The 25,399-nt window shown below is 46.0% G+C and carries 23 protein-coding genes; 13 read left to right on the top strand and 10 right to left on the bottom strand.

The genetic code is table 11. The features are described 5' to 3' along the window. Window positions 1–60: 60 nt before the first annotated feature. From MHN00_RS13450 to MHN00_RS13435, 4 genes are all read right to left on the bottom strand, one after another. Window positions 61–2,385 (bottom strand): FdhF/YdeP family oxidoreductase, encoded by a 2,325-nt coding sequence (locus tag MHN00_RS13450; RefSeq protein WP_239301432.1) that lies wholly within the window; start codon window positions 2,383–2,385, stop codon window positions 61–63. Between the two features lie 142 nt (window positions 2,386–2,527). Then, on the bottom strand, window positions 2,528–3,538 hold the full coding sequence (locus MHN00_RS13445; RefSeq protein ID WP_239301431.1) for a pyridoxamine 5'-phosphate oxidase family protein: 1,011 nt from the start codon (window positions 3,536–3,538) through the stop codon (window positions 2,528–2,530). An 11-nt stretch (window positions 3,539–3,549) separates the two neighbouring features. Continuing rightward, entirely contained in the window at window positions 3,550–4,227 is a 678-nt protein-coding gene (locus MHN00_RS13440; protein ID WP_239301430.1) for a glutathione binding-like protein, read from the bottom strand. Window positions 4,228–4,279: 52 nt separating this feature from the next. Beyond that, window positions 4,280–4,741, bottom strand: a complete 462-nt coding sequence (locus tag MHN00_RS13435; protein ID WP_014979105.1) for a nuclear transport factor 2 family protein — start codon at window positions 4,739–4,741, stop codon at window positions 4,280–4,282. A 144-nt stretch (window positions 4,742–4,885) separates the two neighbouring features. Between MHN00_RS13435 and MHN00_RS13430 the strand changes: the two genes are divergently transcribed. Next, window positions 4,886–5,794 carry a LysR family transcriptional regulator gene (locus MHN00_RS13430; RefSeq protein ID WP_014976315.1) on the top strand — a complete coding sequence of 303 codons (909 nt, stop codon included), beginning with the start codon at window positions 4,886–4,888 and terminating at the stop codon, window positions 5,792–5,794. Window positions 5,795–6,018: 224 nt separating this feature from the next. Further along, on the top strand, window positions 6,019–6,483 hold the full coding sequence (locus MHN00_RS13425; protein WP_039229671.1) for a GNAT family N-acetyltransferase: 465 nt from the start codon (window positions 6,019–6,021) through the stop codon (window positions 6,481–6,483). Window positions 6,484–6,616: 133 nt separating this feature from the next. Here the strand turns inward: MHN00_RS13425 and MHN00_RS13420 are convergent, their stop codons facing one another. The 5 genes from MHN00_RS13420 to rne all read right to left on the bottom strand — a co-directional run bounded on the left by MHN00_RS13420 (window position 6,617) and on the right by rne (window position 14,719). Continuing rightward, window positions 6,617–7,444 (bottom strand): haloacid dehalogenase type II, encoded by an 828-nt coding sequence (locus MHN00_RS13420; RefSeq protein WP_014976317.1) that lies wholly within the window; start codon window positions 7,442–7,444, stop codon window positions 6,617–6,619. A gap of 81 nt (window positions 7,445–7,525) precedes the next feature. After that, window positions 7,526–8,203: a response regulator transcription factor gene (locus tag MHN00_RS13415; protein WP_014949203.1), complete on the bottom strand. Its 678-nt coding sequence runs from the start codon at window positions 8,201–8,203 to the stop codon at window positions 7,526–7,528. Between the two features lie 86 nt (window positions 8,204–8,289). Then, window positions 8,290–9,858, bottom strand: a complete 1,569-nt coding sequence (locus MHN00_RS13410) for a HAMP domain-containing sensor histidine kinase (RefSeq protein ID WP_239301428.1) — start codon at window positions 9,856–9,858, stop codon at window positions 8,290–8,292. Between the two features lie 207 nt (window positions 9,859–10,065). Next, window positions 10,066–11,208 (bottom strand): ecdysteroid 22-kinase family protein, encoded by a 1,143-nt coding sequence (locus tag MHN00_RS13405; RefSeq protein WP_239301426.1) that lies wholly within the window; start codon window positions 11,206–11,208, stop codon window positions 10,066–10,068. 106 nt (window positions 11,209–11,314) lie between these two features. After that, window positions 11,315–14,719: a ribonuclease E gene (gene rne / locus MHN00_RS13400; protein ID WP_239301424.1), complete on the bottom strand. Its 3,405-nt coding sequence runs from the start codon at window positions 14,717–14,719 to the stop codon at window positions 11,315–11,317. 841 nt (window positions 14,720–15,560) lie between these two features. Here rne and rluC point away from each other — a divergent pair. Together rluC and MHN00_RS13390 are read left to right on the top strand one after the other, a co-directional pair. Further along, window positions 15,561–16,502: a 23S rRNA pseudouridine(955/2504/2580) synthase RluC gene (gene rluC, locus MHN00_RS13395; RefSeq protein WP_014979112.1), complete on the top strand. Its 942-nt coding sequence runs from the start codon at window positions 15,561–15,563 to the stop codon at window positions 16,500–16,502. 3 nt (window positions 16,503–16,505) lie between these two features. Then, the gene (locus MHN00_RS13390) at window positions 16,506–17,213 is read left to right on the top strand and encodes an HAD-IA family hydrolase (protein ID WP_039229661.1); all 708 of its coding nucleotides are present in this window, start codon (window positions 16,506–16,508) and stop codon (window positions 17,211–17,213) included. 51 nt (window positions 17,214–17,264) lie between these two features. Here MHN00_RS13390 and MHN00_RS13385 read toward each other — a convergent pair whose 3' ends face one another. Beyond that, the gene (locus tag MHN00_RS13385; RefSeq protein ID WP_039229658.1) at window positions 17,265–17,885 is read right to left on the bottom strand and encodes a nucleoside triphosphate pyrophosphatase; all 621 of its coding nucleotides are present in this window, start codon (window positions 17,883–17,885) and stop codon (window positions 17,265–17,267) included. A gap of 153 nt (window positions 17,886–18,038) precedes the next feature. On the opposite strand from MHN00_RS13385, the gene yceD reads away from it, so the two are divergent. The 9 genes from yceD (at window position 18,039) to pabC (ending at window position 25,372) form a co-directional block, all read left to right on the top strand. Beyond that, a complete protein-coding gene (gene yceD, locus MHN00_RS13380) occupies window positions 18,039–18,572 on the top strand; it encodes a 23S rRNA accumulation protein YceD (RefSeq protein ID WP_014976324.1) in 534 nt (177 codons plus the stop codon). A 3-nt stretch (window positions 18,573–18,575) separates the two neighbouring features. Then, window positions 18,576–18,746, top strand: a complete 171-nt coding sequence (rpmF, locus tag MHN00_RS13375) for a 50S ribosomal protein L32 (RefSeq protein WP_012518206.1) — start codon at window positions 18,576–18,578, stop codon at window positions 18,744–18,746. A 15-nt stretch (window positions 18,747–18,761) separates the two neighbouring features. Next, on the top strand, window positions 18,762–19,787 hold the full coding sequence (plsX, locus tag MHN00_RS13370; protein ID WP_239301422.1) for a phosphate acyltransferase PlsX: 1,026 nt from the start codon (window positions 18,762–18,764) through the stop codon (window positions 19,785–19,787). Continuing rightward, window positions 19,784–20,749, top strand: a complete 966-nt coding sequence (locus MHN00_RS13365) for a beta-ketoacyl-ACP synthase III (RefSeq protein WP_014949212.1) — start codon at window positions 19,784–19,786, stop codon at window positions 20,747–20,749. The genes plsX and MHN00_RS13365 overlap by 4 nt, the downstream gene beginning before the upstream one ends. Window positions 20,750–20,849: 100 nt before the next feature. Next, complete coding sequence (gene fabD, locus MHN00_RS13360) at window positions 20,850–21,779, top strand: ACP S-malonyltransferase (RefSeq protein WP_014949213.1); 930 nt, start codon at window positions 20,850–20,852, stop codon at window positions 21,777–21,779. 9 nt (window positions 21,780–21,788) lie between these two features. After that, complete coding sequence (gene fabG, locus MHN00_RS13355) at window positions 21,789–22,529, top strand: 3-oxoacyl-ACP reductase FabG (protein ID WP_014949214.1); 741 nt, start codon at window positions 21,789–21,791, stop codon at window positions 22,527–22,529. A 199-nt stretch (window positions 22,530–22,728) separates the two neighbouring features. Further along, window positions 22,729–22,968, top strand: a complete 240-nt coding sequence (gene acpP / locus MHN00_RS13350; RefSeq protein ID WP_012518211.1) for an acyl carrier protein — start codon at window positions 22,729–22,731, stop codon at window positions 22,966–22,968. Between the two features lie 80 nt (window positions 22,969–23,048). Then, a complete protein-coding gene (gene fabF, locus MHN00_RS13345) occupies window positions 23,049–24,287 on the top strand; it encodes a beta-ketoacyl-ACP synthase II (RefSeq protein WP_014949215.1) in 1,239 nt (412 codons plus the stop codon). Between the two features lie 233 nt (window positions 24,288–24,520). Further along, the gene (gene pabC, locus MHN00_RS13340; protein WP_239301420.1) at window positions 24,521–25,372 is read left to right on the top strand and encodes an aminodeoxychorismate lyase; all 852 of its coding nucleotides are present in this window, start codon (window positions 24,521–24,523) and stop codon (window positions 25,370–25,372) included. Window positions 25,373–25,399 lie beyond the last annotated feature (27 nt).

Below are 25,399 nucleotides of genomic sequence, written 5' to 3'. Positions count from 1 at the left end.
AGCGAGCCAGTTAGAAACAAAGGGCCTGTACTGATAAGTACCGGATAAGCAACGAAAAGCTTACACCGCAGAGACTGCTATTCGGCCATCTGATTCAGATTTCGAAAGTTTGATCGCGATAAATTTCGATGTTGGTGTGAACGTGCCATCACCGTAACTTTCTAGTGGTACTAACGGATTGGTTTCGGGGTAATATGCTGCTGCTTGACCTTGCGGGATGTCGTAAGCCACCAACATAAACTGTTTAACTTGGCGTGTTTTGCCGTCGTTCCACATTGACGTAATGTCGACTTTATCGCCATCGTTAAAACCCAGCTTCTTAATGTCACGTTCATTGACAAACAGAACGTCCCGCGCGCCAAACACGTTTCTGTAGCGGTCATCCATACCATAAATAGTTGTGTTGTACTGATCATGAGAGCGCAGTGTTTGTAAAATGAGGTCCGGCTCTTCACCTTTCGCAACGAGGTCAGCATTTAACAGTGAATCAGGCAGGGCGTTAGCAGCAAACTCGGCTTTGCCCGATGGTGTTAACCAGCGTCTCTCACCTGCTGTATTACCTAAATGAAAACCACCTGGTTGAGCGAGTTTGGTGTTAAAGTCTTTAAAACCGTCTATGGTGTCGGCAATGAGCTCACGAATATTGTCGTAATCGCTTATTAAGAAGTCCCAGTCTACCGGCGTGTTGCCTAACGTCGCCTTCGCGATACCAGCAATAATAGCGGGTTCAGAGCGAAGTTCGGGCGAGCTTGGCGGAAGTTGGCCATAAGAAATATGGACCATAGAAAACGTATCTTCCACAGTCACGCCTTGTTGCCCGCTAGCCTGCATGTCAATTTCAGTACGTCCCAAGCAGGGTAATATAAGCGCGTCTTTACCTGTGGTTAGGTGAGAACGATTTAACTTGGTGGCGATATGAACGGTTAAGTCGCATTGTGACAGCGCAGCGTGAGTACGCGGCGTATCTGGCGTCGCCTGGGCGAAATTACCGCCTAGGCCGATGAAAACTTTGGATTCACCACTTTCCATAGCCTGGATAGCTTGAATCGTATTGTGACCTCTTTCTCGGGGAACGGCGAAGTTAAACTTGTTCTCTAGTGCGTCAAGCAATGCTTTAGGAGGGACTTCGTTAATACCCACGGTTCTATCCCCCTGCACATTGCTGTGGCCACGAACAGGAGAAAGCCCTGCACCAGGCTTGCCCACGTTTCCTCGTAGTAGTTGAACGTTCACTATTTCCTGAACCGTAGCTACTGAGTGCTTGTGTTGGGTGATCCCCATTGCCCAACACATGATCACCCGTTCTCCACGTTTGTACATGGTTGCCGCGTGACGTATTTCGTCTTTTGATAAACCGCTCTGCGCTTCAATATGCTCCCAGCTCGTCGCTTCAACGGTACTCAAATAGTCGTCCATTCCATTGGTATGTGCGTTAATAAAGTCGTGGTCGAATACGGGAGGAGCATTGTTTGCTTTGGCTTCTTGTTCCCAAGTTAACAGCCATTTTGCGATGCCGCGCATAACCGCCATGTCACCACCAAGAGCAGGCCTGAAATAGGCGGTATTAGTTGGCTCAGAGCCATTGGTAAGCATTTCAACGGGATGCTGCGGGTTTTGAAATCGTTCAAGGCCACGCTCTTTTAACGGGTTGAAGCATACCACTTGCGCCCCTCTTCGTACTGCTTCACGAAGAGGTTCTAGCATGCGAGGGTGGTTAGTTCCCGGATTTTGGCCGATAACAAAAATGGTGTCTGCTTTTGCAAAATCATTGAACGTAACTGTGCCTTTGCCCACGCCTATCGTAGGTTTCATACCTTGCCCCGACGCTTCGTGGCACATATTTGAACAATCGGGAAAATTATTTGTGCCAAATGCGCGCACGAATAACTGATATAAATAGGCGGCTTCATTACTCGCCCGCCCGGAGGTATAAAACTCCGCCTGATGAGGGGAATGTAAACCCTTCAAGTGTTTGGCAATAAGTGCGAAGGCATCGTCCCATGATACTGGTTCATAATGGTCTGCTTGAGCATTGTAGCGCATAGGGTGGGTGAGTCTCCCTTGTGACTCAAGCCAGTAGTCGGTGTGCTTTTTCAGTGAGCCGACCGAATACTTAGAGAAAAATGTTGGGTCTACATAGCGACCGGTAGACTCCCAGTTCACTGCTTTAGCACCATTTTCACAAAACTTCACTAAACCACTTTCTGGTGATTCACCCCACGCACAGCCTGGGCAGTCAAAGCCTTTGTCTTGGTTCGTCTTGAGCATGGCTCGTAGATTCTTAAGTGGCTTTTCGCTTTGGATCCAGCTCTGGGTTACACTCTTTAGTGCTCCCCATCCGCCAGCGGGTTTGTTGTACGTTTTGATGTTACGCTTATCACTCATGTTCTGCCCCTGTGTCTACGCGGGCATTTGCCCTTGTCTACAAAACCTAACCAAGACTTTTTGTCTAAACAGCGTAACCATTCTGGTTACGGTATTCCAATTGATTACGCTAACTAGATGATAGGGTTCATCAATTAACCGCTTATTTCCAGTCGCCTGTCTTTAGTGCATAGGGGGATATGTCTGTGATCTCATGGGAGTAGGGATACACACCCGAAATATGTGTTACCGAGAGTACCGAAAGAGACACAAAGCGCTCTGCACCTTCAAATGCGGTTATATTCGACTCGAGGGATTCGATACTCGCCTTTGCTTCAATAAACAGAAGGTCACCTGTTTCATTATCCCAAAAACACAGACCGACGCGTGGGTCTAGTAGGATGTTGCCCAAGGTATTAAAGAATTTATTACCGCTAAAATCGGGAAAGATTAACGAGTTCCCTTCCACTTTAACAAAGCCTGCTTTGCCCCCCCTGTGAGAAACGTCTAGCCCTTCATTCGCTGCATGGCCTAAAGATTTATGTCGTGAGGCAATAAAAAACGTTTCAGCCCTTGATATTAGCGAGCGTGCGCTTGGGGTGAGCACATTCGATGTTGAAGTAAAAAATGTAGAATCACCGGCACCTACTGTGTTTTTCATTGGGGCAGTCTGAACGGGACGTTGTTTTTTGACTGTGGTTCGTTTGTGAATGTATTGGGGGCAGTTACCGAAACTTTGATCTACCAATACCGTAAGGTTTTCATTAGTTGCGTGACTTATCGTACCGTTCAACCGATTTCTTCGCCTTGTAGCGTATTCAATGCCGACGATTCCAATTTTGCTGCCTGAAGTAACGTCGAGATTTAACGAGTGTTGCATCATATTCCAAACTTCTACTGGTAGGCTAAAGCGCAATTGGGTAGCAGAGGGACTTTCTATGAAATCTCCTTCTCCCCAAACAGGCGTGGCTACAGGGTGGCCTTTTTCGTCTACCAAGGCGAAAACAGTGAACGGACTGGATGTAAAGAACTGCCTGTGTTGTTCCGGCATAAAGCTACGGATAAAACCATTCGTCCGCTCACCGATTTCCCTGTCAATTTCCAGCTTTTTTTGCAGTGCAATTTCGCCTTGATGAAACGCTGGGTTCAAGGATGATAGCTTAGGTAGAGACATAACGACCTCAATTAACTATGCGGACTGGTATTGCGCGCTGGTGCGATGTCAGACGCTGGCATTGGGACAAAATTATCCAGACTCTCAACCGCATTTATCCAGGCATTGATAAGAGGAAACTTGGACAACGATATTCCTCCTTCAGGGGCATGAGCTATATACGAATACATAGCGATGTCTGCTGCGGTAACGTGTTCGCCAACCAAAAAAGCACTTACAGTGTTTCCTAGATGAGCCTCCATGTTTGCAAGTAACGTCTCGCTGGTGGCTAGTACTGTGGGCACATGAATCGTTGCTCCAAATACGTATTCCAATCGCGCGGCGGCCGGCCCTTTAGCAAGTTCACCCGCTGAGACTGATAGCCAGCGTTGAATTAGCGCTTTTTCTTTGGCGTCCTTTCCTAGCCAATAGTCACTGTCTGCGTATGCGTGGATCAAATAAACCAGAATGGCATTGGAGTCAGCCAAAGTGATATCACCGTCTGTTATCACGGGAACTTGTTTAAACACGTTAAGTGAGCTGAAGCGATCACTCTTGTGCTCGCCTTTGGCCATGTCAGGCTCAACGGTTGTGAAAGGGATGGCATTCAGTGTCATAAACAATGAAACTTTGTGACAGTGGCCAGATTTAGGGTTTTGAATCAAAACAATAGGGCTTTTTGGCAATGTTCTGCTTGTTGGATTTGTCATAAATTCATCCTCTCAATAGAAATGGTTAGTTGGGTGTTATTATCAACATTGTTTACAGCTCAAGCTCGGACAGCGTGGGAAAATCGTCAGGGCGTCGTTCGCCATCCCACGTGAACTTTCGGTCACTTTCTGAAATAGGATGTTCGTTGATACTGGCAATACGTTTTTCCATTAGGCCATCAAGGTTGAACTGCCAATTTTCATTACCGTAAGCTCTATACCATTGACCAGAATCGTCTTTGTACTCGTATGCAAAGCGCACTGCTATACGGTTTGCGTTGAATGCCCATAGCTCTTTTACTAATTTATAGTTGAGCTCTTTGTTCCACTTTCTCGTCAAAAAACTCACTATTTGAGCACGTCCTTCAATAAATTCTGCTCGGTTGCGCCAACGGCAGTCAAAGGTATAAGCACCTGCAACTTTTACCGCATCTTTGGTGTTCCATGCGTCTTCAGCAAGGCGCACTTTTTGCGCTGCGGTTTCAGGTGAAAAGGGGGGAAGCGGTGGTCTCATAAATAACTCCTGTAGGCATTGGGCTGTAGTGTAAAAACGTTAACCTGAACGAAAACGTGCAAAAGCTGAGAGCGATACTAGAACTTTCCTTTTATTTAATAATTAGCTATTTTTGAAATTTATAATTTCATTGAGTGAAATAATATGGACAAGCTTTTGTGCATGAGAGTGTTTGCAGAGGCTGCTAAGTCGGGAAGCTTTGTAGGAGCTGCAGACGCGATGTCGATGTCAGCGCCTGCGGTTACTCGGTGTATTGCACATTTAGAGGCACAGTTAAATACTCGACTTTTTCATCGCACAACGCGGCAAGTGAAATTGAGTGAGGTTGGTGAACATTACCTTATTCATGTTTCACGTATACTGGCAGATATTGAGCAAAGTGAAGCTGCTGTGTCTGGCATTGATTTAGTGCCCAGAGGTGAGCTTAATATCACGGCACCCATTTTGTTCGGCGAACGTTATGTAACGCCAATAATATCCCAATTCCTTAAGGACTATCCCGACATTAGGGTTAACGGGCATTTTCACGACGATGTGGTGAATCTAATTGATAGCAATATGGATGTAGCAATACGTATAGGTAACCCGAAAGACTCCTCGCTTTACGGTGTTACGGTAGGATACGTACGGCGTGTAACCTGTGCGGCGCCTAGCTACTTGGCGAGTAGCCCGGCCATAAAAAAGCCAGAAGATTTAAAACGGCATAGTGTGCTTTATCCGACGCGCTTTAACGAGCCAGCGGTATGGACGTATCACAAAAACGGCAGACCTATTGCCATTAAGCTCACACCTCGTTTTCAATCCAACCAAAATAGAGCGGCTATTAACGCCGCCATTGCAGGCGTTGGGGTTGTTCGGTTGATGTCCTATCAGGTTGCAGAAGCACTTAGAAGTGGTGATTTGGTAAGTTTGTTAGAAGATGTGGAAGACAAAAAGTTGCCTATACAGGTGGTAAGTGTTGAAGGGCGTAAGAACCTTACTAAGGTTAAAATGTTCATTGACTATGTCAAGGCAGGGTTGGCGAACAACGAGTACCTTAACCCTAGGGCCTGAATAATCCAGAGTATCTTGGCCTACGCGTGTGGTGCTCAGGCTGCAGCATAAGTTGTGGGCAAAATGGGTTGCGTTACACTAAACCAATCGTTATCGTCGCAGAGATTTTAAAGTTAGTATTTTAAAATTGGCATCTTAAAATTTGTATTTTGACATCTAAAACTTTAACAGGATCTGTTAAAGGCGCTACTCAAACGTTAATAATAAAAAATCATCGAGGCAACATGGTTTCCTGGCAATCACTTACATTTAATGAACTGACTAATCATCAACTCTTCGACTTGCTCAAGCTGCGTGTCGATGTTTTTGTCGTTGAGCAAAACTGTGCCTATCCGGAGCTTGACGAAAAAGACCGCCATCCAAAAACTCATCATTTAATGGGGTTTCAAGATAACAAATTGGTAGCGTGTGCACGATTACTTGGCGAAGGGGTTAGTTATCCATCGGTGAGTATCGGTCGAGTAGCTACCAGCGAAGCGTTCAGAGGTAAAGGGGCGGGCAGAGCACTTATGCGTGAAGCCATTGATCATTGTGAGGCGTTATGGCCAGGCTGTGATATTGAAATTGGCGCGCAAGAGTATTTAAAACGGTTTTATGAAGGTTTTGGGTTTGAAGCCACCTCGACTATGTACTTGGAAGACGATATTCCTCACATCGATATGAAAAGAGCAGGCACGGCAACAGCGTAGCTCAGTGCCTAGCTCGAAATATTGGTTTGCATGACCTTTTATGGCCCAGGCGTTTAACCTAATAATTATGTTTACCCGTGCCAACCTTTAAGCTGTGCTTTTATGTGCACCTAGATACCATCAACCCTAACGCTTATTTGGCATCGGGTAATTGGGAGACTAATTCATCTAGTCCGCTTACCACCGTGTCAGGCGCTATTGCTAACGGGTAAAGTACCTTACCGGGGCGTGCAATGAACGCGGCTTGCCAGCCTGCCTGTTTAGCACCAGCAATATCCCAACCGTGGGCCGCCACTAACATAGCGTCTTCTGCTGCTATACCCATTTTTTCAATAGCCCACTCATACGTGCGTGTATCGGGCTTATATAAGTTAATGTCTTCTACACTTAGTCGCTCGTCGAAATAAGACAAAAGATCAGCATTCTTAAATTGAGTATATACGCCTTGATTAGACGAGTTGGTAAGGCTTACTAGTTTATAACCCTTGTTTTTAAGTGCCTGTAAGCCATCGCGCACGTCAGGATGGGGTGGTAGGCTTCGCAATGGCGTGACAATTGCCGTTTTCGCTTGCGCTTTGGTCAATTCAATACCTTCAATTTCAGCCACCATCAGCAAGGAGGCAACGCCAATTTCTCCAAAGGTATGAAAGCGGCCAGTCGTTGAATCAACCAGTGAATGATGCAGCATAGTAGAGAACCACAGTGGCAACAAATCATCTCGACCGCCCAAGGCTTCGCCTACCGAGCTGCGCATGGCGGTGAGGTCAAGTAAGGTCTCATTAACATCGAAAAAGATAACCTTTGGTGCTCGCAATTCCCGTGCAGACATTGCTGTATTCTTATCAGGCTGCGCGGCACCTCTGGTGTCTGTCTGAGCGAAGACTGGTGATGACAATAGACTAATGCCTACAGCGGTTGCGCAACATAGCCTTGAGAGTAATGAAGAAGGTGAGCGAGCCATAATTATCCTTTATAAAATTTGAACGAGTGTTCAAATTAGGCGGGATAACACATGAATGCAATAGCTAATGAGACGAAACGACTATTTTCTGGTGGTCAACCGATAGCCGTTGCCTCTCAGAGTTTCAATAAATATGGCATCACTGCTGTGAAGCTTTTGTCGCAGCCTACTGATATACACATCAACAACATTAGTTAGCGGATCGCTGTGACTTCGCCATACTCGACTTAATATGCGTTCTCGAGACAGCACTTTTTCAGCATTTTCTGCGAAGTAGTAGAGCATGTCGTATTCTAGTTTGGTGAGTGAAATCTCTTCCCCAGACAATGTCGCAATACGTGACTCGTCATCGATGTTTAACGGTCCGATGGTGAGGCCTAATTGGGTAACCGGTGTATTCGTCACTCTTCGGCTTAAGGCCGTTATGCGCGCAAGTAGTTCGTCAAAGTCAAATGGCTTGCACAAATAGTCATCCGCGCCTTGTTTTAAACCATTCACGCGCTCGCGTACTTCGTCCACCGCGGTTAGCAACAAAACCATAGGGGCATGGGGAAGCGACTTGATTGCGGGCAGCAGCTCTACGCTATCTTCATCACCAAACATGCGATCAAGTACAATAATAGCAGGGGCTTCATGACGAATGCGCGTGACTAAGTTGTGTAATGCCGACTCTTCGATGCACTCAAAACCTTCAGCGCTTAAGCCTCGTGATAGAAAGCGTAGCAAGGGGGCTTCGTCATCAGCAATAAGAATTTTCATTGTTGTTATGATCCTAGTCGTTCGAAGTTACTTAACGGTTGTTATTGGGGCCTGTTGACCGCTGCAAAAATGTACAGCAACGGTCATCAGGCCCTAGTCGCGTGGTCTTGTAAAACTGGCAGCGTCAACGTGAACTGCGAGCCTTTACCTAATGTGGAATGCGCACTCAGTGTACCGTGGTGGGCTTCTGCTATCGCTTTAGCGATAGACAAACCTAGCCCCATTCCATTGCCTTTGCGCTTTAACCTAACGAAGCGTTCAAAAACGTGCTGCAAATCACTTGAAGAAATGCCTTCACCGCTATCAATGACCGATACGTTGATATTCGGGCCTTCGCTCTCAACGCGCAGCACAATAGGCGTATCGGGATAAGAATATTTGTGCGCGTTTTCGATAAGGATGGTCAGTACCTGCGCAATTCTGTCTTTGTCGATGAGCACTTGGACCTCATTATTGGCAAGCCATTTAAGATCTAGGTCTCTTGGCTTTGTGAGCTTTTGCCATAACGCCATATTTTGTGTAAGCAGGTTATGTAAGTCAGATTTAACCAAATCTACAGTAAATTCGTGCATCTCGGCACGCGCTAGCAGCAGCAAATCATCAACCAACTTACTTAAGTTCACGGCTTGCTCAAGTATGGTTTCTAGCGTTTCTTTATAAATCTCGTTGCTAGCCGCAGCCTGCCTAAGGGTTACCTGCGCTTCGCCACGAATAATGGTTAACGGCGTGCGCAATTCGTGACTTACATCAGCCATAAATTGTCGGCGCTTTGCGTCCAGCTGAGTGAGTTTATTGTTGGCTTCTTTTAAAGCCCGGGTTCGGCTCTCCACTTCAAACTCTAAGTGCTTACGATGGGCATCAGCCTGGTCTTCGTGTTCTTGTAGTCGCGCTATCATCGAATTTAGTGCTTTGACCAAGTCAGTAAATTCGCTATCCAGGGTTTCAGGCAATCGATAGTGGTAGTTTCCCGAGGCAATGGCATCGGTACCCGTGCGAATAACTGTAAGCGGCTGATACAGGGCATTGAATAGCCAATAACAACCCAGCAGAATGAAAGGACAGGTGATAAGGCCTAAACTGATAGTAAACCACACAATGCTGCTGTTTAGCGTTTCAATGCTAGCGTTAATGCGCGATACAACGCCTGTTTGGCGGTTTACTGCAGAGTTGATGGCCTCCCTAAACTGGTTGTCGATAGTTACTTCTAGTAATGTTTGAAGGCGCTGCTGTTGATTAAGTGGAGTACTGTCGTTACTTAGTGCAATAGTTCTAAACTCTTCCACAATGCCTTGAATCAGCGCTTCAAGTTCATCGGTATCTTCAACACTTCCTAATGTTGCCTCAAGCCCTAGTGCTTCGCGTTGGGCAAGTTCCAGAGATTTTATACGGTTCAACGAGTTTTCTATTTGTTGTTGTTTGTTTCTCACTTTCGCTTGGTTCGCATTCTTGCCAAAAATAAGCTCATCGGTTAGCTGTTTGAAAAGCCTGTAGGAAATACTTGATAACTGCTGGTGCTCTGACAGCAGGGATTGAGCGAGTTGAGCTTGCGCTAAGTTAGTGCGCGTTAAATGCGCAGATATGGCTGCACTGGCTAAAGCAATCAACAGAATAAAAGTGGAAAGTAGCCCAAAAAGGTAGAGTTTACGTTTGTACATTGGCAGCAGCGTTATGATTATTTGTCACTATATACGCTAAATGTAATTTAATGGTGCAGTTTCACGGCAATAAAATAGTAAGTCTAAGCAGATGGGCTACCAGCGACATGTCGTCTGAATTGGTGTAGAAATAGAACGTAAAAAAGGGCGCGAAAGAGAAAAAAAGTACGTTCATAAAAGTCGTGATCACTATGAAAACGTAATCGTTTAAGCCGTGCGCTCAAGAATAGACAAGGCAATATCTGTTTGATATTGGAGCTCTTCATCTATTTTCCAGTGTTCGGGGCTCCAACCCGCTAAGAACCGATAAAAGTCAGCGCAGGCGAAGGGGTACAGGTACTTCCATTCAGCAATGATAAGCGCAATATCAGCACGCTTGAAACAAGCCGAACTATCATTGTTAGCCAATCGAGTGTGTAGCGCATCTTCGAGCGCTTGAAAGTAGTTATCGAGCAATGCATCACGATGTTTCATGTGGGTTTGGGTTGATAGGGCACTGCCCAAAAAATACGCCACGTCCTTTATGCCTGCGCCATAACCCACGTACTGAAAGTCGACAGCTGCACAGTCAGAAAAATCTTCGGTAAAACAAAAGTTAGCCACTTTAGCATCGCCGTGCACCAAAGTGTGATAGTGAGCGTCGCCTAACGTGGTAGATATATCGACAGCATGTTGCTTTAGTAATCCATCCGACATGGCATTGAACTCATCTGCACGGGTTGCCAAGTGCCAATAAGTGCCTTCAGGCCATAATTGTAAACTTCGGCTATCAAATTCATCTCTTACATTGACAAAGCGTGCATGAAAGTTGGCAAGCCATTTTAGAACAGTGATGCATTGCGCAGCGGTAAGTGAAGAGGCCGTGCGAGAATAGCCACTGTGTGCTAAGTCTTCCATAACAAGAAGGGAGGCTTCGCCCTGTTGGCTGTGCCCTAAACATTTAGCTGTACGGCACGACGCATCAGTTTGGACTTGAACGTCGCTATAAAAACAGTTCTCTACCTTAAAAGATTGGCACTTACGGTTGTGGCTAGCTTCACCATTCCAGCCTTTAGGGTGTGAGAGCCTGTGTGGCGGAGTGGCGCATTTCACAACTACTTTTAGCGCTGCTTCGTCTCCACCTTGTTGCGCGCCAAGTGGGTTTTGTTGAGCTTGGTGATACTGGCTTTCTTGGAAAGGGCTTCTCTCGTCGTGATTCTTTGAAAAAGTACTATTGGGATAGCCCAAAGTGGCACGAAAGCATGCTCCGTAGCCACTCCAAAGAGGTTGAATCATTTGTGTGTCTAATACTTGCGCGCTACATACTTGGCTTAACCAATCTATATACTGCTGGTTTACCGTATCTGACATTTTATTCTCAACTCGGACTCGATGTTAAACGTACACTAGCAAACAAAAAAGCCGCTCGAAAGCGGCTTTTACATCAATTAGCTAGTAGCGCACTAGCGACTGAAAATTATTCAGCCACTGCTGCTACTTCGGCAACGTCATCTACCGACTGAGGAAGCGTTGTTACTGCTGATGCACGTGACGTTACGTGCGACATCGCTGCAGTTTTACCCGATACTGCGAGTGCAGGTCGTGTGTCGTCAGCTTTAGCGGTAAGCGCTACATCAACAAATGCGTCGTTTACTGCTGCAGGCAATGCCATAGGGTGCGATGCACCACGCTTTCCTTTGCCACTCGCTGCTAGGCTCGAAGAAGGCGCTGCTGTTGTTTCAGCTTCTTCTTTAGCCGCTGGCGTATGTGCTTTCGCTTCTTGCAGCTGTGCTTCTGGTTCTGCAACTACAGGTGCGTCAGCCAAGTTTATTTCAACTTGCTCTGGCGATGCCGTTGCTTCGTCTTTAGCTTCTGACGCCGTATCAGCTTGCGTTGTTTTAGCTTCAACTGCCGGTTCCGCTTGTGCTGCCGGAGCTGTTACTTCAACGTTGCTTTCTTGCACTGAAGTTTGAGCTTCTTTAGCCGGTTTAGCTTCAGTTGTCGCGTTATCGTCTGCTGACGTTACTTCATCAGTTGAGTCTACAGCTTCCGAAGGTTTATCGTTCGCTACAGGCTCTGCATCCGCTGAAGGCTTATTTCCCGCTGAAGGCTCTGCATCCGCTGAAGGCTCTTTACCCGCTAAAGGCTCTGCATCAAACTGAAGTTCGTCCTGAACGGCTTCAACGTCAAGCTTTGCTTTCTCTTGCTTAGAAACAGGTTGCTCTTCAGCTGGCGCTAACTGCCCAGGCTCTTTTGCTTGTGTTTCTTCGACAACAGGTGCATCTGTCTTAGCTGTCGCTTCAACTTCTGCTTCTGGCTGCTGCGGTGACAACTCACCAGGCTGTTTAGCTTGCGTGTCTGAATCGTCAACTTGCTGCGACTCTTTCTTACGACGTTGACCAGCCGCACGAACGTGACGTGGAGAGCGGCGTGAACGGCCACGGCCTTCACGTTTTTGACCATGCTCTTCACTGTTAGCGTCGGTATTTGCATCAGTGCCGTCAACGGCATCACTAGTTACCGCTGATGAGTCATCTTCACCCTTAACAGCATCCGATACTGGCTTCGCTTCAGCAGGTTTATCCGCTGGCTTTTGCGCGGCTTTGACTGCTGGCTTTTGCTCATCCTTCTTCTGTTCAGCAGTGTTTTCAACCGGTGACTCTGCTTTCGGCGCTTTAGGCTTGGTGTCAGCTTTAGCTTTGTGCTGCACTGGCGCTTCTTTGGCTACTGGTGTGGCCTGCGCTTCACTTTGTTCAGCAGTATTCACCGCGTTGTCATCTTTCTTCACACGAACGCTGCGGCGTTTATCACGACGTTTTCTACGTTCAGCAACTTCACGCTTCTTCTGCGCTTGGTTTTCTTGCTGCTCGCCATCTTGCTTTTCGTGCTTAGGCTTTTGTTGCTCATCGCGTGGTTGCTGTGCCTTACGAGGCTTACGACCTTTGTTATTGCGCTTATCATCTTGATCTTGACGCTGGTCTCGCTGCTGCTCGCTGCGCGGTTTGCGATTATCCTGCTGCTCACCATCGCGGTTCTGGTCTTTACCTTGAGACTGATTGCCACGACGATTGTTCTTGTTGCGCGGCTTGCGGCGACGGTCGTCATTATTGCGGCTGCGGTTGTTTCTATTTTTATTACCAGACTGTGGCTTCTTGTCTTTATTGGTTTCTTCTTCGCTTTCGCTACCGAATAAATCACTAATCCATTTGCCAAATCGGGCAAATAGTGAAGGTACATCGTCGGCTTTCTTTGCTGTTTCTTCTTTTGGCGCAACTACAGGTGCAGCCGTTGGTGCAACAAGGCCTTTCAGTGCTGGCTCTTCGCGCTTAACCGGTGCAGAAGTCGTTGTTTCCGTCTCAGCTTCTACCGCAGGCATTAACTCTACGTCGTAACTCGCTTCAGATATAACGTCATCTGGACGTCTGCGTAATACCTGGTAGTGCGGTGTATCTAGGTTTGCATTAGGAATAAGCAGTAAATCAACACCGTGGCGCTTTTCGAGAAGCTGAATTGACTTACGCTTTTCGTTAAGTAAATACGTCGCAACTGGAACAGGCAACTGTGCTTCAATTTGCCCCGTGTTTTCTTTAATACTCTCTTCTTCCAAAATACGAAGAATAGACAGTGCCAAAGACTCAGTGCCTCGAATGGTACCGTGACCAGAACAGCGAGGACACACGTGATGCGCTGATTCGCCTAAAGAAGGGCGTAAACGCTGGCGAGACATTTCCAAAAGGCCAAAGCGAGAAATGCGACCCAATTGCACTCGTGCTCTGTCGCTTCTCACCGCGTCTTTCATGCGGTTTTCAACTTCACGTTGGTGACGTACTGGCGTCATATCAATGAAGTCGATTACAACCAATCCACCTAGGTCACGAAGACGCAGTTGACGGGCAATCTCGTCTGCCGCTTCTAGGTTTGTGTTAAGCGCTGTCTCTTCAATATCACCACCTTTTGTTGCACGGGCAGAGTTAATATCTATAGAGGTTAGTGCTTCTGTTGGGTCGATAACAATTGAGCCGCCAGAAGGCAAACGCACTTCGCGTTGGAATGCAGACTCAATTTGGCTTTCGATTTGGTAGTGACTAAATAACGGCACTTCACCACGATAGAGCTTTACGCGATTTGCAAAGTCAGGACGCACCAATTGAATGTGCTGTAAAGCTTGCTCATAAATACTGGTTTTATCGATAAGGATTTCGCCAATATCGCGACGTAGGTAGTCGCGGATAGCACGAACAATTACGTTACTTTCCTGGTGAATCAAGAAAGGGGCTTCACGTTCTTCAGCAACGCTAGAGATAGCTTCCCAATGGGTAAGCAAGACTTTTAAATCCCATTCTAGCTCTTCGTAAGATTTGCCAACGCCTGCAGTGCGAACAATCAAACCCATACCTTCAGGAAGGTCCAATTTGCTTAGTGACTCTTTAAGCTCTGTACGCTCATCGCCCTCTATTCGGCGTGAAATACCGCCAGCGCGAGGGTTGTTTGGCATAAGCACTAGGTAACTGCCTGCAAGCGATAAGAATGTAGTTAATGCAGCGCCTTTTTGGCCGCGCTCTTCTTTATCAATTTGAACAATTACTTCTTGGCCTTCTTTAATCACATCTTTGATGTTAGGGCGGCCTTCGAATTTGTAACCTTTAGGGAAGTAAGTGCGGGCAATTTCTTTGAGGGGTAGGAAGCCATGGCGCTCTGCACCGTAGTCAACAAAAGCAGCTTCTAAGCTGGGTTCAACGCGGGTAATTTTACCTTTGTAGATGTTCGCTTTTTTCTGCTCGTGTCCTGGACTTTCTATATCTAAATCATACAACCGTTGCCCATCGACAAGAGCAACGCGCAACTCTTCTTGCTGAGTTGCATTAATTAACATTCTTTTCATTGTATCTAACTCTGTTTTCGTACAGCCGTTAAGACACAAAATTAAAGTGACATGTGCAAACCCTCACCGCGCAACCTCACGGCTGGACGGGGACCTTGTTGTAACGTCGCATTATCCCTGGTGGGCAAACACTCACGCGAATAAACAAGCGCCTTTATCTTAAGCGCAAACCCATACGATCGTGAATTGACACGTATAATCGTACAGATGCATTCATGTTCACACTGCTTTAAGGATGTCGGGAGCGACTAGCCCTTATTACTCATTTCATTTTTTCAAGCGGCATCATTTTTGCCACTCAATTGTCATTTAATTCTGTTAGCTAAACGGCAAACTTATTTTATGTTCGCAAGCATGGCCTCGCTTTTTACGGCAGTGTAGTCGTTGCCTCTCTCGCGGGGTCGGTATGAATGTGTTATTTCATCGAACACTTATCATTGCTGATGTCACCGACGCTCAAACCATGCTTTTATCGTTTACAAGTTAAAACAACACACTCAGATGCGTGCTGATTTTCGGTCTTGTTGTTGTTTTTATAACGCTGTGTTTCACATTGTTAAAGTGCGGCAACGAAATGCCTGTTCCACACCTTTCTTTTTACGTGAATTTAATCGTGTTAAAAACATCGATAATTATCGCACTAAAAGTCAAATTTTAGCAAGGAAAGCGAATGAATAAATCCCATAAATTGAGATGTTAAATACAGAAAACATGCGCTTTGGATAAAAAGTATGCGCAAAGGTGGGTTTTCTAAGTCCTAGCTAAGCGCTGATATAATAATTATTTAGTAAAACGTAACTTTCAGTATGTTGGGCACTTTGCAATAGGGTATAATGCTTCTATGAAAGAAGAAGCTCCCCAAAAAGTACGTTTTGTAACGGTTGAAGCCGACTTGGCTGGTCAACGTATCGATAATTTTTTGCGCACCCAGCTAAAAGGTGTGCCGAAAAGCATGATTTATCGCATTTTACGCAAAGGTGAAGTGCGGGTGAATAAAGGTCGTGTTAAGCCTGAATATAAGTTACAAGCCGACGATTTAATCAGAATTCCACCGGTTCGCGTGTCGGAAGGTGCGCCTGCGCCATCGCCAAAGCTCGATAAAATTGCATCATTAGAGTCGCATATCCTTTTCGAGGACGACCGTATACTTGTTATCAACAAGCCATCGGGAATGGCAGTTCACGGAGGAAGTGGCTTGAGTTTTGGTTTAATCGAAGGCTTAAGAGCCTTGCGTCCCGATGCCAAATTTATGGAATTGGTACACCGATTAGACCGTGACACGTCGGGCTGCATTTTAATTGCTAAAAAACGTTCTGCCCTTCGCCACATGCATGAGCAGCTTCGCACTGGCAAAATGGACAAGCGATATAATGCGCTAGTTGCAGGTGAGTGGCCTAAAACCCGATTTAAAGTTAAAGCGCCGCTTCGTAAAAATGTGCTGCAATCGGGTGAGCGCATGGTAAGTGTAAGCGACGATGGTAAACCGTCAGAAACTCGCTATCGCATATTAGAGGAATACGCAGGTGCAACCTTGGTCGAAGCGTCGCCTATTACAGGTAGAACCCACCAAATTCGCGTTCACTGTTTGCATGCGGGTCATCCTATTGCTTGTGATCCAAAATACGGTGATGCGGATTTCGACGCGGCAATGCGCCAAAAAGGACTGAACAGACTGTTCCTTCACGCTCGCAGTATTTCACTGCTGCACCCAGCGACTGAAGAGCGCGTAACATTTACCGCGCCATTAGACGACACACTCTCAAATACACTTAAAGCGCTGTAAGTTATGCATTCAAAAAAACAGGCTGTGGAAACACAGCCTTTCATTTCGTTAGATAAAACACTGCCTAAGTACAAACTTGTTATCTTCGATTGGGATGGCACGCTCATGGATTCGGCGGCAAAAATTGTTAGCTGCATGCAGCTTGCTGCAAAGCAGTGTGATATGCCTGTTCCTACCTACGATGAAGTAGGTCACATTATTGGTATAAGTTTAAAGCCTGCCATTAAACAGCTTTTTAATATCAAAGACGATGAGTTAGCCGAACGTTTAGTCGCCGCCTATAAAGAGGCATTTGTCACTCGCGATACAACGCCGTGCCCTTTGTTTGATGGCGTTGAACAGTTACTTAGCAATTTGAAAGAAGCGGGATGCACATTGGCCGTTGCGACAGGTAAAGCGCGCCGCGGTCTTGATAGAGCGTGGGCACAAACAGGGACGGGACCTTTCTTTAGTGCGTCACGTACCGCCGATGAGGCAGAATCAAAGCCTTCGCCCGACATGCTCCTACAATTACTTGATGAACTGGGCTATGAAATAGAAGACGCCGTGATGATTGGTGACACAACCTACGACATGCAAATGGCGAAAACGATTGGTATGGATAGGATAGGTGTGTCATACGGTGTACATGCGCAGGTTCATTTAGAAGCGTTGTTACCTGTTGCACTTGTACACTCTATAAGTGAACTAGAAACAGCGCTATTCAAATAGCGCTGGTTTGTAGCACTGCTTTGATAGAGCTGCTCTGACAGAATTAGTGGCTTACTGTGCAGCCATTGCTAATAAATCGACATTGAAGTGCGCGCCCAGTAGTTCATTTAACAGCATTATAGGAAGGCCGATTAAACTGTTAGGGTCACGGCTCTCTATTTTATCAAACAGTAATATTCCCATGCCTTCGCTTTTGAAACTGCCAGCACAATCAAGTGGCTGCTCTTTGTCTACATAGGCGCGAATGGCAGTTTCACTGTTATGGCGAAAGAATACTCGTGTTTCATCTACCTGTGTTATCGTTTTATTGGCGCTTGGCTGGTGAAGGCAGAGTGCAGTATAAAATGACACTTGCTTACCTTGGCATGCCATCAACTGGTTTACAGCATTTTCTGACGTGCCAGGCTTGCCAAGTAGCTGCGGGCCTGCATCGGTTTGTACCAAAGCTACTTGATCGCTACCAATAATAATGGTGTCGCTATTTACCTTTTCTAATTCAGCGGCAACCTTGTGCGCCTTTTGTTCGGCTAAACGTAAACTCAATGCAGTAGGGCTTTCGTTCGCAAAGGGCGTTTCGTCAATATCTGGTGCGTGGTTGTCTACCTGAATACCAATGTTGGCGAGTAACATTTTTCGGTATTGCGATGATGAGGCTAGAACAAGGGAGGCCACAATTACTCCTTTTATAAAATCAATATGTTGCGTACTTTCAGTTAGTAGTACAATGTTACATTATCACTGCGTACCACATACAGCGTTTTATTGTAGGTTAAAACGCAATTTTGCTTTGACAGGAAGGGGTTGACCCTATATCATGCGCGCCCTATGCAGAAAGTGAAACTCCCTCATTCGGTTGAACCGACTAAAAGTGCCATGAAACGTTCCGATTACCGGGGCGTGATTGCGTCTAAAGATATGGAACGATTGAGTGAAGCAGTTGTCCGATGCAATGACTATGTGGACGCAGAAGTACAGTTCGAAAAAGACGCGCAGGGTCTTACTGTCTTTCACGGCCATTTAGCCACGCAGGTAACACTTATCTGTCAAAGGTGTAATGGTGAACTCGATTATCCCGTGGAAGCGGAATTCTGTTTTACTCCAGTGCAGGGAGAAGAACAGGAAAGCGATGACATCATTCCCGAGGCTTACGAACCGGTAGAGGTCAACGACCACGGAGAAGTTAATCTGCTTCAAATTTTTGAAGACGAGCTACTGTTATCTTTGCCAATTGTGCCCCTTCATGCAGAGTCGGAGTGTACAGTGAAGCAAGACGATATGTCGTTTGGAAAGATTGAACCGGAACAAGAGCGACAAAACCCTTTCGCGGTTTTGAAAGAACTTAAGCGAGACCAGGAGTAAGTTATGGCAGTACAACAAAATCGTAAAACGCGTTCTAAGCGCGGTATGCGTCGCTCACACGATGCATTGACAGGCGCGACTTTGTCTGTCGATTCAACGTCGGGCGAAACTCACCGTCGTCACCACGTGACCGCTGACGGTTATTACAAAGGCAAGAAAGTAATCGGCGCGTAATACGGCGACTACATTTTGTCTAAACTAACCATCGCGTTAGATATCATGGGGGGCGATCATGGTCCCCCTGTTATCCTTCCCGCAGCCGTAAAGGCTATTCAACTTCACCCAGACGTGCACTTCACGTTATGCGGTGATGAAGATACCATCAAAGCAGGTACACAGCTCCTTACCAACGCTGAACGCAACCGCGTTACTATTGTGCATTGCTCACAAGTCGTTGAGATGGGCGAAGCGCCAACGTCAGCGCTACGAAACAAAAAAGATTCTTCTATGCGTCGCGTTATTGAACTTGTCGAAAGTGGCGAGGCAAACGCATGCGTAAGCGCAGGTAATACCGGTGCACTGCTTACCTTATCGTTCTATTTGCTTAAAACCTTGTCAGGCATTGATAGGCCCGCACTTATTAATATGATGCCTACGACAGGGCACCATAACGTATTTCTTTTGGATTTAGGCGCAAACGTGAACTGTACGCCTGAAATACTTTTCCAGTACGGTGTTATGGGTTCAGTGCTTGCACAAGAGGTGGCGGGGATTGAATCGCCAAGAGTTGCCTTGTTGAACGTGGGCGAAGAAGATATTAAAGGTAACGCACAGGTAAAATCTGCCGATCAGCTTTTTAAAGATGCGCCAGGCATAAACTATATTGGTTATGTAGAAGGCGACGACATTTTCACCGATCATGCCGATGTAGTGGTAACAGACGGTTTTACCGGAAATGTAGCGCTTAAATCGAGCGAAGGGCTGGCTAAGTTAGTGATAAACGAAGTAAAACGCCAGTCACAGAAGAACTTTTATACCCGATTATTGGCAAAAATTGCCTTCCCATTACTGAAATCTATCTATAACAGCGTGAACCCCGACCAGTATAACGGTGCGAGTCTGATAGGATTGCGCGGCATTGTTATCAAGAGTCACGGAAATGCACAAAAAGACGCCTTTTATTACGCCATCGTGCAAGCAATGAAAGAAGCAAAGATGCATTTACCTGAAAAGATAAAGACAAAGATAGAAACGGTATTGTTGGAGCAGCTTTGAGCAAATATTCACGCTTTATAGGAACAGGTAGCTATTATCCCAGCGACGTGCGTACAAACGCAGATTTAGAGCAAATGGTGGACACCAGTGACGAATGGATCACTGACCGTACCGGGATAAAAGAGCGACGTATTATTGGAGCAGATGAAACCGCTGCTACCATGGGGGCAGAAGCCAGTAAGAAAGCCATTGAGATGGCTGGCATTGACCCGAAATCTATCGACATGATTGTGTGCGCTACCACAAGTGGTCGCTATGCGCTTCCAAGCACAGCATGTGAAATTCAACGCATTCTTGATATTGACGGCATCCCTGCCTTTGACGTAGCTGCTGCATGTGCAGGTTACTGCTACGCGTTAAGTGTTGCCGATCAATACATTAAGTCGGGAATGGCGAAACGTATTCTTGTTGTCGGTACCGACTGTTTAAGCCGTTTGATAAACCCTGAAGATAGAACCATGGTTATCTTGTTTGGCGATGCAGCGGGTGCAACGATTATTGAAGCTAGCGATGAACCTGGCATTCTTTCCACACATATCAATGCATCAGGCTCTCACGGTGATTTGCTTTACGTGGGTAATCCAACCCGAGGTGACGAGCAGTCGGTTCACGAGAACTGGGGGGTGATGCGTGGCAATGAAGTCTTTAAGGTTGCGGTAACCAAGCTTTCAGAAGTGGTAGAACAAACCCTTGCTGCCAACGGTATGCAAAAATCTGATCTTGACTGGTTAGTACCTCACCAAGCAAACTTTAGAATTATTAAAGCGACAGCTAAAAAGCTGAATATGTCTCTTGATCAAGTAGTGCTTACGTTAGAGCAGTATGGTAATACCTCTGCTGCTACTGTGCCTACAGCGCTTGATACAGCTATCAGAGACGGGCGCATTCAACGCGGACAGCACTTATTACTAGAAGCCTTCGGAGGCGGATTTGCTTGGGCATCGGCGCTTGTACGCTATTAGCCTTGCAGATATTTGCCTTGGTGATATTTGCCTCGTTAAGGGGCACTCCAACTCCGACGTTTTCTCGCTTCTAGTAAATTAAAAATAATAAGGAATCGACATGACAAAGACAGCCTGTGTATTTCCAGGACAAGGTTCTCAAAGCGTAGGTATGCTAAAGGAACTTGCTGAGACTTCTCCGATTATCGAAGCAACGTTTAAAGAAGCCTCTGACGCGCTCGGCTACGATCTGTGGGATTTAGTCCAAAATGATACAGACGGTAAACTTAATGAAACCCATATCACTCAACCAGCGTTGCTTGCTGCTAGCGTAGCAATTTGGCGTGTTATTCGCGAGCAGGGCATCGATGTAGATTACCTAGCGGGTCACAGCCTTGGTGAGTATTCAGCATTAGTATGTGGCGGCGCCATGGATTTTGCTGATGCTATCAAGCTTGTGGAAGCCCGTGGTAAATACATGCAAGAAGCTGTACCAGCAGGTGCGGGTGCCATGTATGCCATTATCGGATTAGACGATGCCGCCATTGCGGATATTTGTCAGCAAACTGCTATTGCTACAGGCGATGTGGTTGCACCAGTTAACTTCAACTCTCCAGGCCAAGTGGTTATTGCAGGGGAAAAGAACGCCGCCGAGCAAGCTGCTAATGCGTGTAAAGAAGCGGGCGCTAAGCGCGCACTTCCTCTTGCGGTAAGCGTTCCTTCACACTGTGAGTTAATGCGTCCTGCAGCAGACAAGTTAGAAGACGCGTTATCGTCATTGAACGTTAATGAGCCTGCAATTAATATCGTGAATAATGTTGATGTCACTATTGAAACCCAAGGTGATGCAATCAAGAACGCATTAGTGAGACAACTATATTGCCCCGTTCAATGGACGCGTACTGTTGAATACTTGGCGGCAGCGGGCGTTGAGCGCGTTATTGAAGTAGGTCCTGGTAAAGTACTTACTGGATTGAACAAACGTATCGACAAGAGCCTAGAATCTCTTGCAGTTAATACACCTGATGGTGTTGAAGCATTAAAACAATAAGGAAACGCAATGAGTCAATTAGACGGTAAAATTGCGCTTGTTACCGGCGCAAGCCGAGGTATAGGCAAAGCGATTGCTACGCAGCTTGCACAGCAAGGTGCTACGGTTATCGGCACAGCAACCAGTGAAAATGGTGCACAAGCGATCAGCGATTATCTTTCTGAATTCGGCGGCAAGGGCTTTGCGCTAAATGTCACCGACAAAGAAAGCGTAGATACCACGATTAAAACGATTAATGAAGCACATGGTGGTATCGATATCTTGGTCAATAATGCCGGTATCACACGTGATAATCTGCTAATGCGCATGAAAGATGACGAGTGGCAGGATATTATCGACACCAACTTAACCTCAATTTTCACACTGTCAAAAGCGGTACTTCGCGGTATGATGAAGAAGCGTTTTGGTCGCATCGTGAATATTGGTTCAGTGGTGGGCAGTGCAGGTAATGCCGGACAGGCAAACTACGCTGCAGCGAAAGCAGGGGTCATTGGTTTTTCTAAATCTATGGCGCGTGAAGTGGCTTCTCGTGGTATTACCATCAACGTTGTAGCGCCTGGTTTTATCGATACCGATATGACAAAAGCGCTGACCGATGACCAAAAAGAAGCCATTTTCAAAGATATTCCGGCTAACCGATTAGGCGAGCCTGATGAAATTGCAGCCACTGTTGCCTTTTTAGTAAGCGATGGTGCAGCCTATATTACAGGCGAAACTATCCATGTAAATGGTGGTATGTATATGGGGTAAATTCGCAAAAATTGCGAATTTTCCTTAGTTTGGGGTGGTATTTACCCGAACTTGGATGTAAAAATAGTATTTTACGAATTTCGAATGTCGCTGGTTTGACCAGAAAATTTGTTTAAACTGGTGCTTGCAAGGATGCACCTTGCAAAATAAACTAGCGGCACTTTTATTATCTAGTGACGTTTAAGGGAAACCTAGAATTATGAGTAACATTGAAGAACGCGTTAAGAAAATCATCGTTGAACAACTTGGCGTGAAAGAAGAAGAAGTAAAAGCAGAAGCTTCATTCGTTGACGATTTAGGCGCTGATTCACTTGACACTGTTGAGCTAGTAATGGCTTTGGAAGAAGAATTCGATACTGAAATTCCTGACGAAGAAGCAGAAAAAATTACTACTGTTCAATCAGCAATTGATTACATCAACGCTAACAAAGACGCTTAAGTCTTAAGTAGCGACAAAACGGCTCTTCTAACAGAGCCGTTTTTGTATCTCCTACCTTAGTTCCAAAGCGAGGGCTTTTTGTGACAAAACGTCGCGTAGTGGTTACTGGTCTTGGAATGCTTTCACCATTAGGTCTTAATAGCGAAGACACATGGCGCAAATTGCTCGCGGGCGAAAGCGGCATCGGTGAAATCACCCATTTCGATTGTAGTAACTATTCAACCCGTTTCGCAGGTCAAATTAATGATTTTGATCCGCAGGAATACATTGAAAAGAAAGAAACCAAGAAAATGGACCGCTTTATCCAGCTGGGTATAGCAGCAGGCAAGCAAGCCTTGGTCGATTCTGGTTTAACTATTTCACAAGATAATGCGCATCGTGTAGGTGTAGCTATTGGTTCAGGTATTGGTGGTTTAGAACAAATTGAACAAAACCATTTGAAACTGACAAATAGCGGTCCAAAGCGCGTATCGCCATTTTTTGTACCTTCAACCATTACCAACATGATCTCAGGCTTTTTGTCTATCATGGAAGGGTTGAAAGGACCGAATTTAAACGTTGTGACTGCTTGTACAACAGGCGTTCATAACATTGGTATTGCCGCAAGAACAATTGCTTATGGCGATGCTGATGCCATGTTGGCCGGAGGCGCAGAAGCGTCTATTACTCCGCTAGGCATGGCTGGTTTTGCCGCAGCACGTGCGTTGTCATCTCGCAACGACAACCCACAAGCAGCAAGCCGCCCATGGGATAAAGACCGCGATGGTTTTGTCATGGGTGAGGGCGCTGGCGTGGTAATGCTAGAAGAATACGAAGCTGCAAAAGCGCGTGGCGCGACCATTTATGCAGAACTGGTTGGTTTTGGCATGAGCGGCGACGCATACCACATGACTTCTCCACCTGAAGATGGAGAAGGTGCGGCAGCGTCTATGCAAAACGCGATAAATGATGCGAAGTTGGATGCAAGCGAAATCGGCTATGTTAACGCACATGGTACGTCTACGCCTGCAGGTGACATTGCGGAAGTGGCAGCAGTAAAACGCGTGTTCAATGACCATGCTCACAAGCTACTTGTTAGCTCTACCAAGTCAATGACGGGCCATTTGCTAGGGGCCGCCGGTTCAGTTGAGGCAATTTTCACTATTTTGGCACTGCGTGACAAAATGGCGCCGCCAACCATTAATTTGGATGAACCAGGTGAAGGCTGCGACTTAGACTTTGTTGCACACAAAGCAAAAGCATTCAATGAAGACTACGCACTGTGTAACTCATTCGGGTTTGGCGGTACGAACGGCTCATTGATTTTCAAGCGTATCTAATACGGCGTAACTAATATAGCGTAATTATCGCTGTTTAAGTGTAATTCACGTATATTTAAAAGGCAGCTTCGGCTGCCTTTTGTTGTTTATACAGTTAAATCTCACAGTAAATATCATAAAACTCAGGTCTCTTTGAGCACAGCTACAGCCAAATCAATTCAGCTAGACGTTGTCTGACCAACGCAAGTTGGTATACTTCCAACAACCACAATAACGGCGAACAAGAGTAGGCAGTGAGAATTATTCCTAGCGCTACGCCTATTTCATCAAGTGACAGGGCGTTTAATTATGGCGACGGTGTGTTTACCACATTGTTGGTAAGTGATCATCAAGTAGAATTATTGCCTTATCATATTTCACGTTTAGAGCACGATGCGGCAGCCATCAAGCTCAATATTGATATCCGCGCGCTTGAAGCCGCAATTGCTGAACAGGTTAAGACGATAAAGAGCGGTTCAGGTGATAACGCTTCTCCAAAATATGTGCTAAAAGTTCACGTGTCGGGAGGTCAAGCCGGAAGGGGGTATGCGCGAAGCGAAGACAGTGAAGCATTAGTCAGATTTAGCCAGCACCCTTACCCTGTCCATTACGATAGTCTTGCGAATGAAGGTGCAACGGTAATATGCGCTCAAACGCGGTTAGCCATTCAACCATTGCTTGCGGGTGTAAAGCATATGAACAGGCTAGAACAAGTCTTAATTAAGCACGAAGTAGACGACGCTGGCGTACACGATGCTATTGTTTGCGATACCCAAGATAACATTATTGAAGCGAGTGCTGGCAATGTATTTTTCTACCTCAATGAACAATGGTATACCCCGTCTTTGAAGGGAAGCGGTGTCAATGGCGTAGTCAGGCAGTGTCTTATTGATTCGCTGTTAAACGACAATTGTTCGCTTCACGTGGGGGAATATGACCTTTCTTATTTGCGAAAAGCGAGTGCAGTGGTAATTACCAATGCACTAATGGGCGTAATGCCGGTACAGAGAATACAAATGCCGGATTTCTCTTATGTCGATTTTGATGTAAGAAGCGATGCGATTGTAGCGCTAAAGACACGGCTTCAGACTGCGCTTCAAAATTAACTAAAACGCACTTCTCACAACGGGGTT

This window comes from Alteromonas sp. Cnat2-8, assembly GCF_022348355.1.
Lineage (GTDB): Bacteria > Pseudomonadota > Gammaproteobacteria > Enterobacterales > Alteromonadaceae > Alteromonas > Alteromonas macleodii.
Note: the sequence above shows the minus strand (reverse complement) of the source record. Positions and strands in the feature narration are given on the sequence as shown.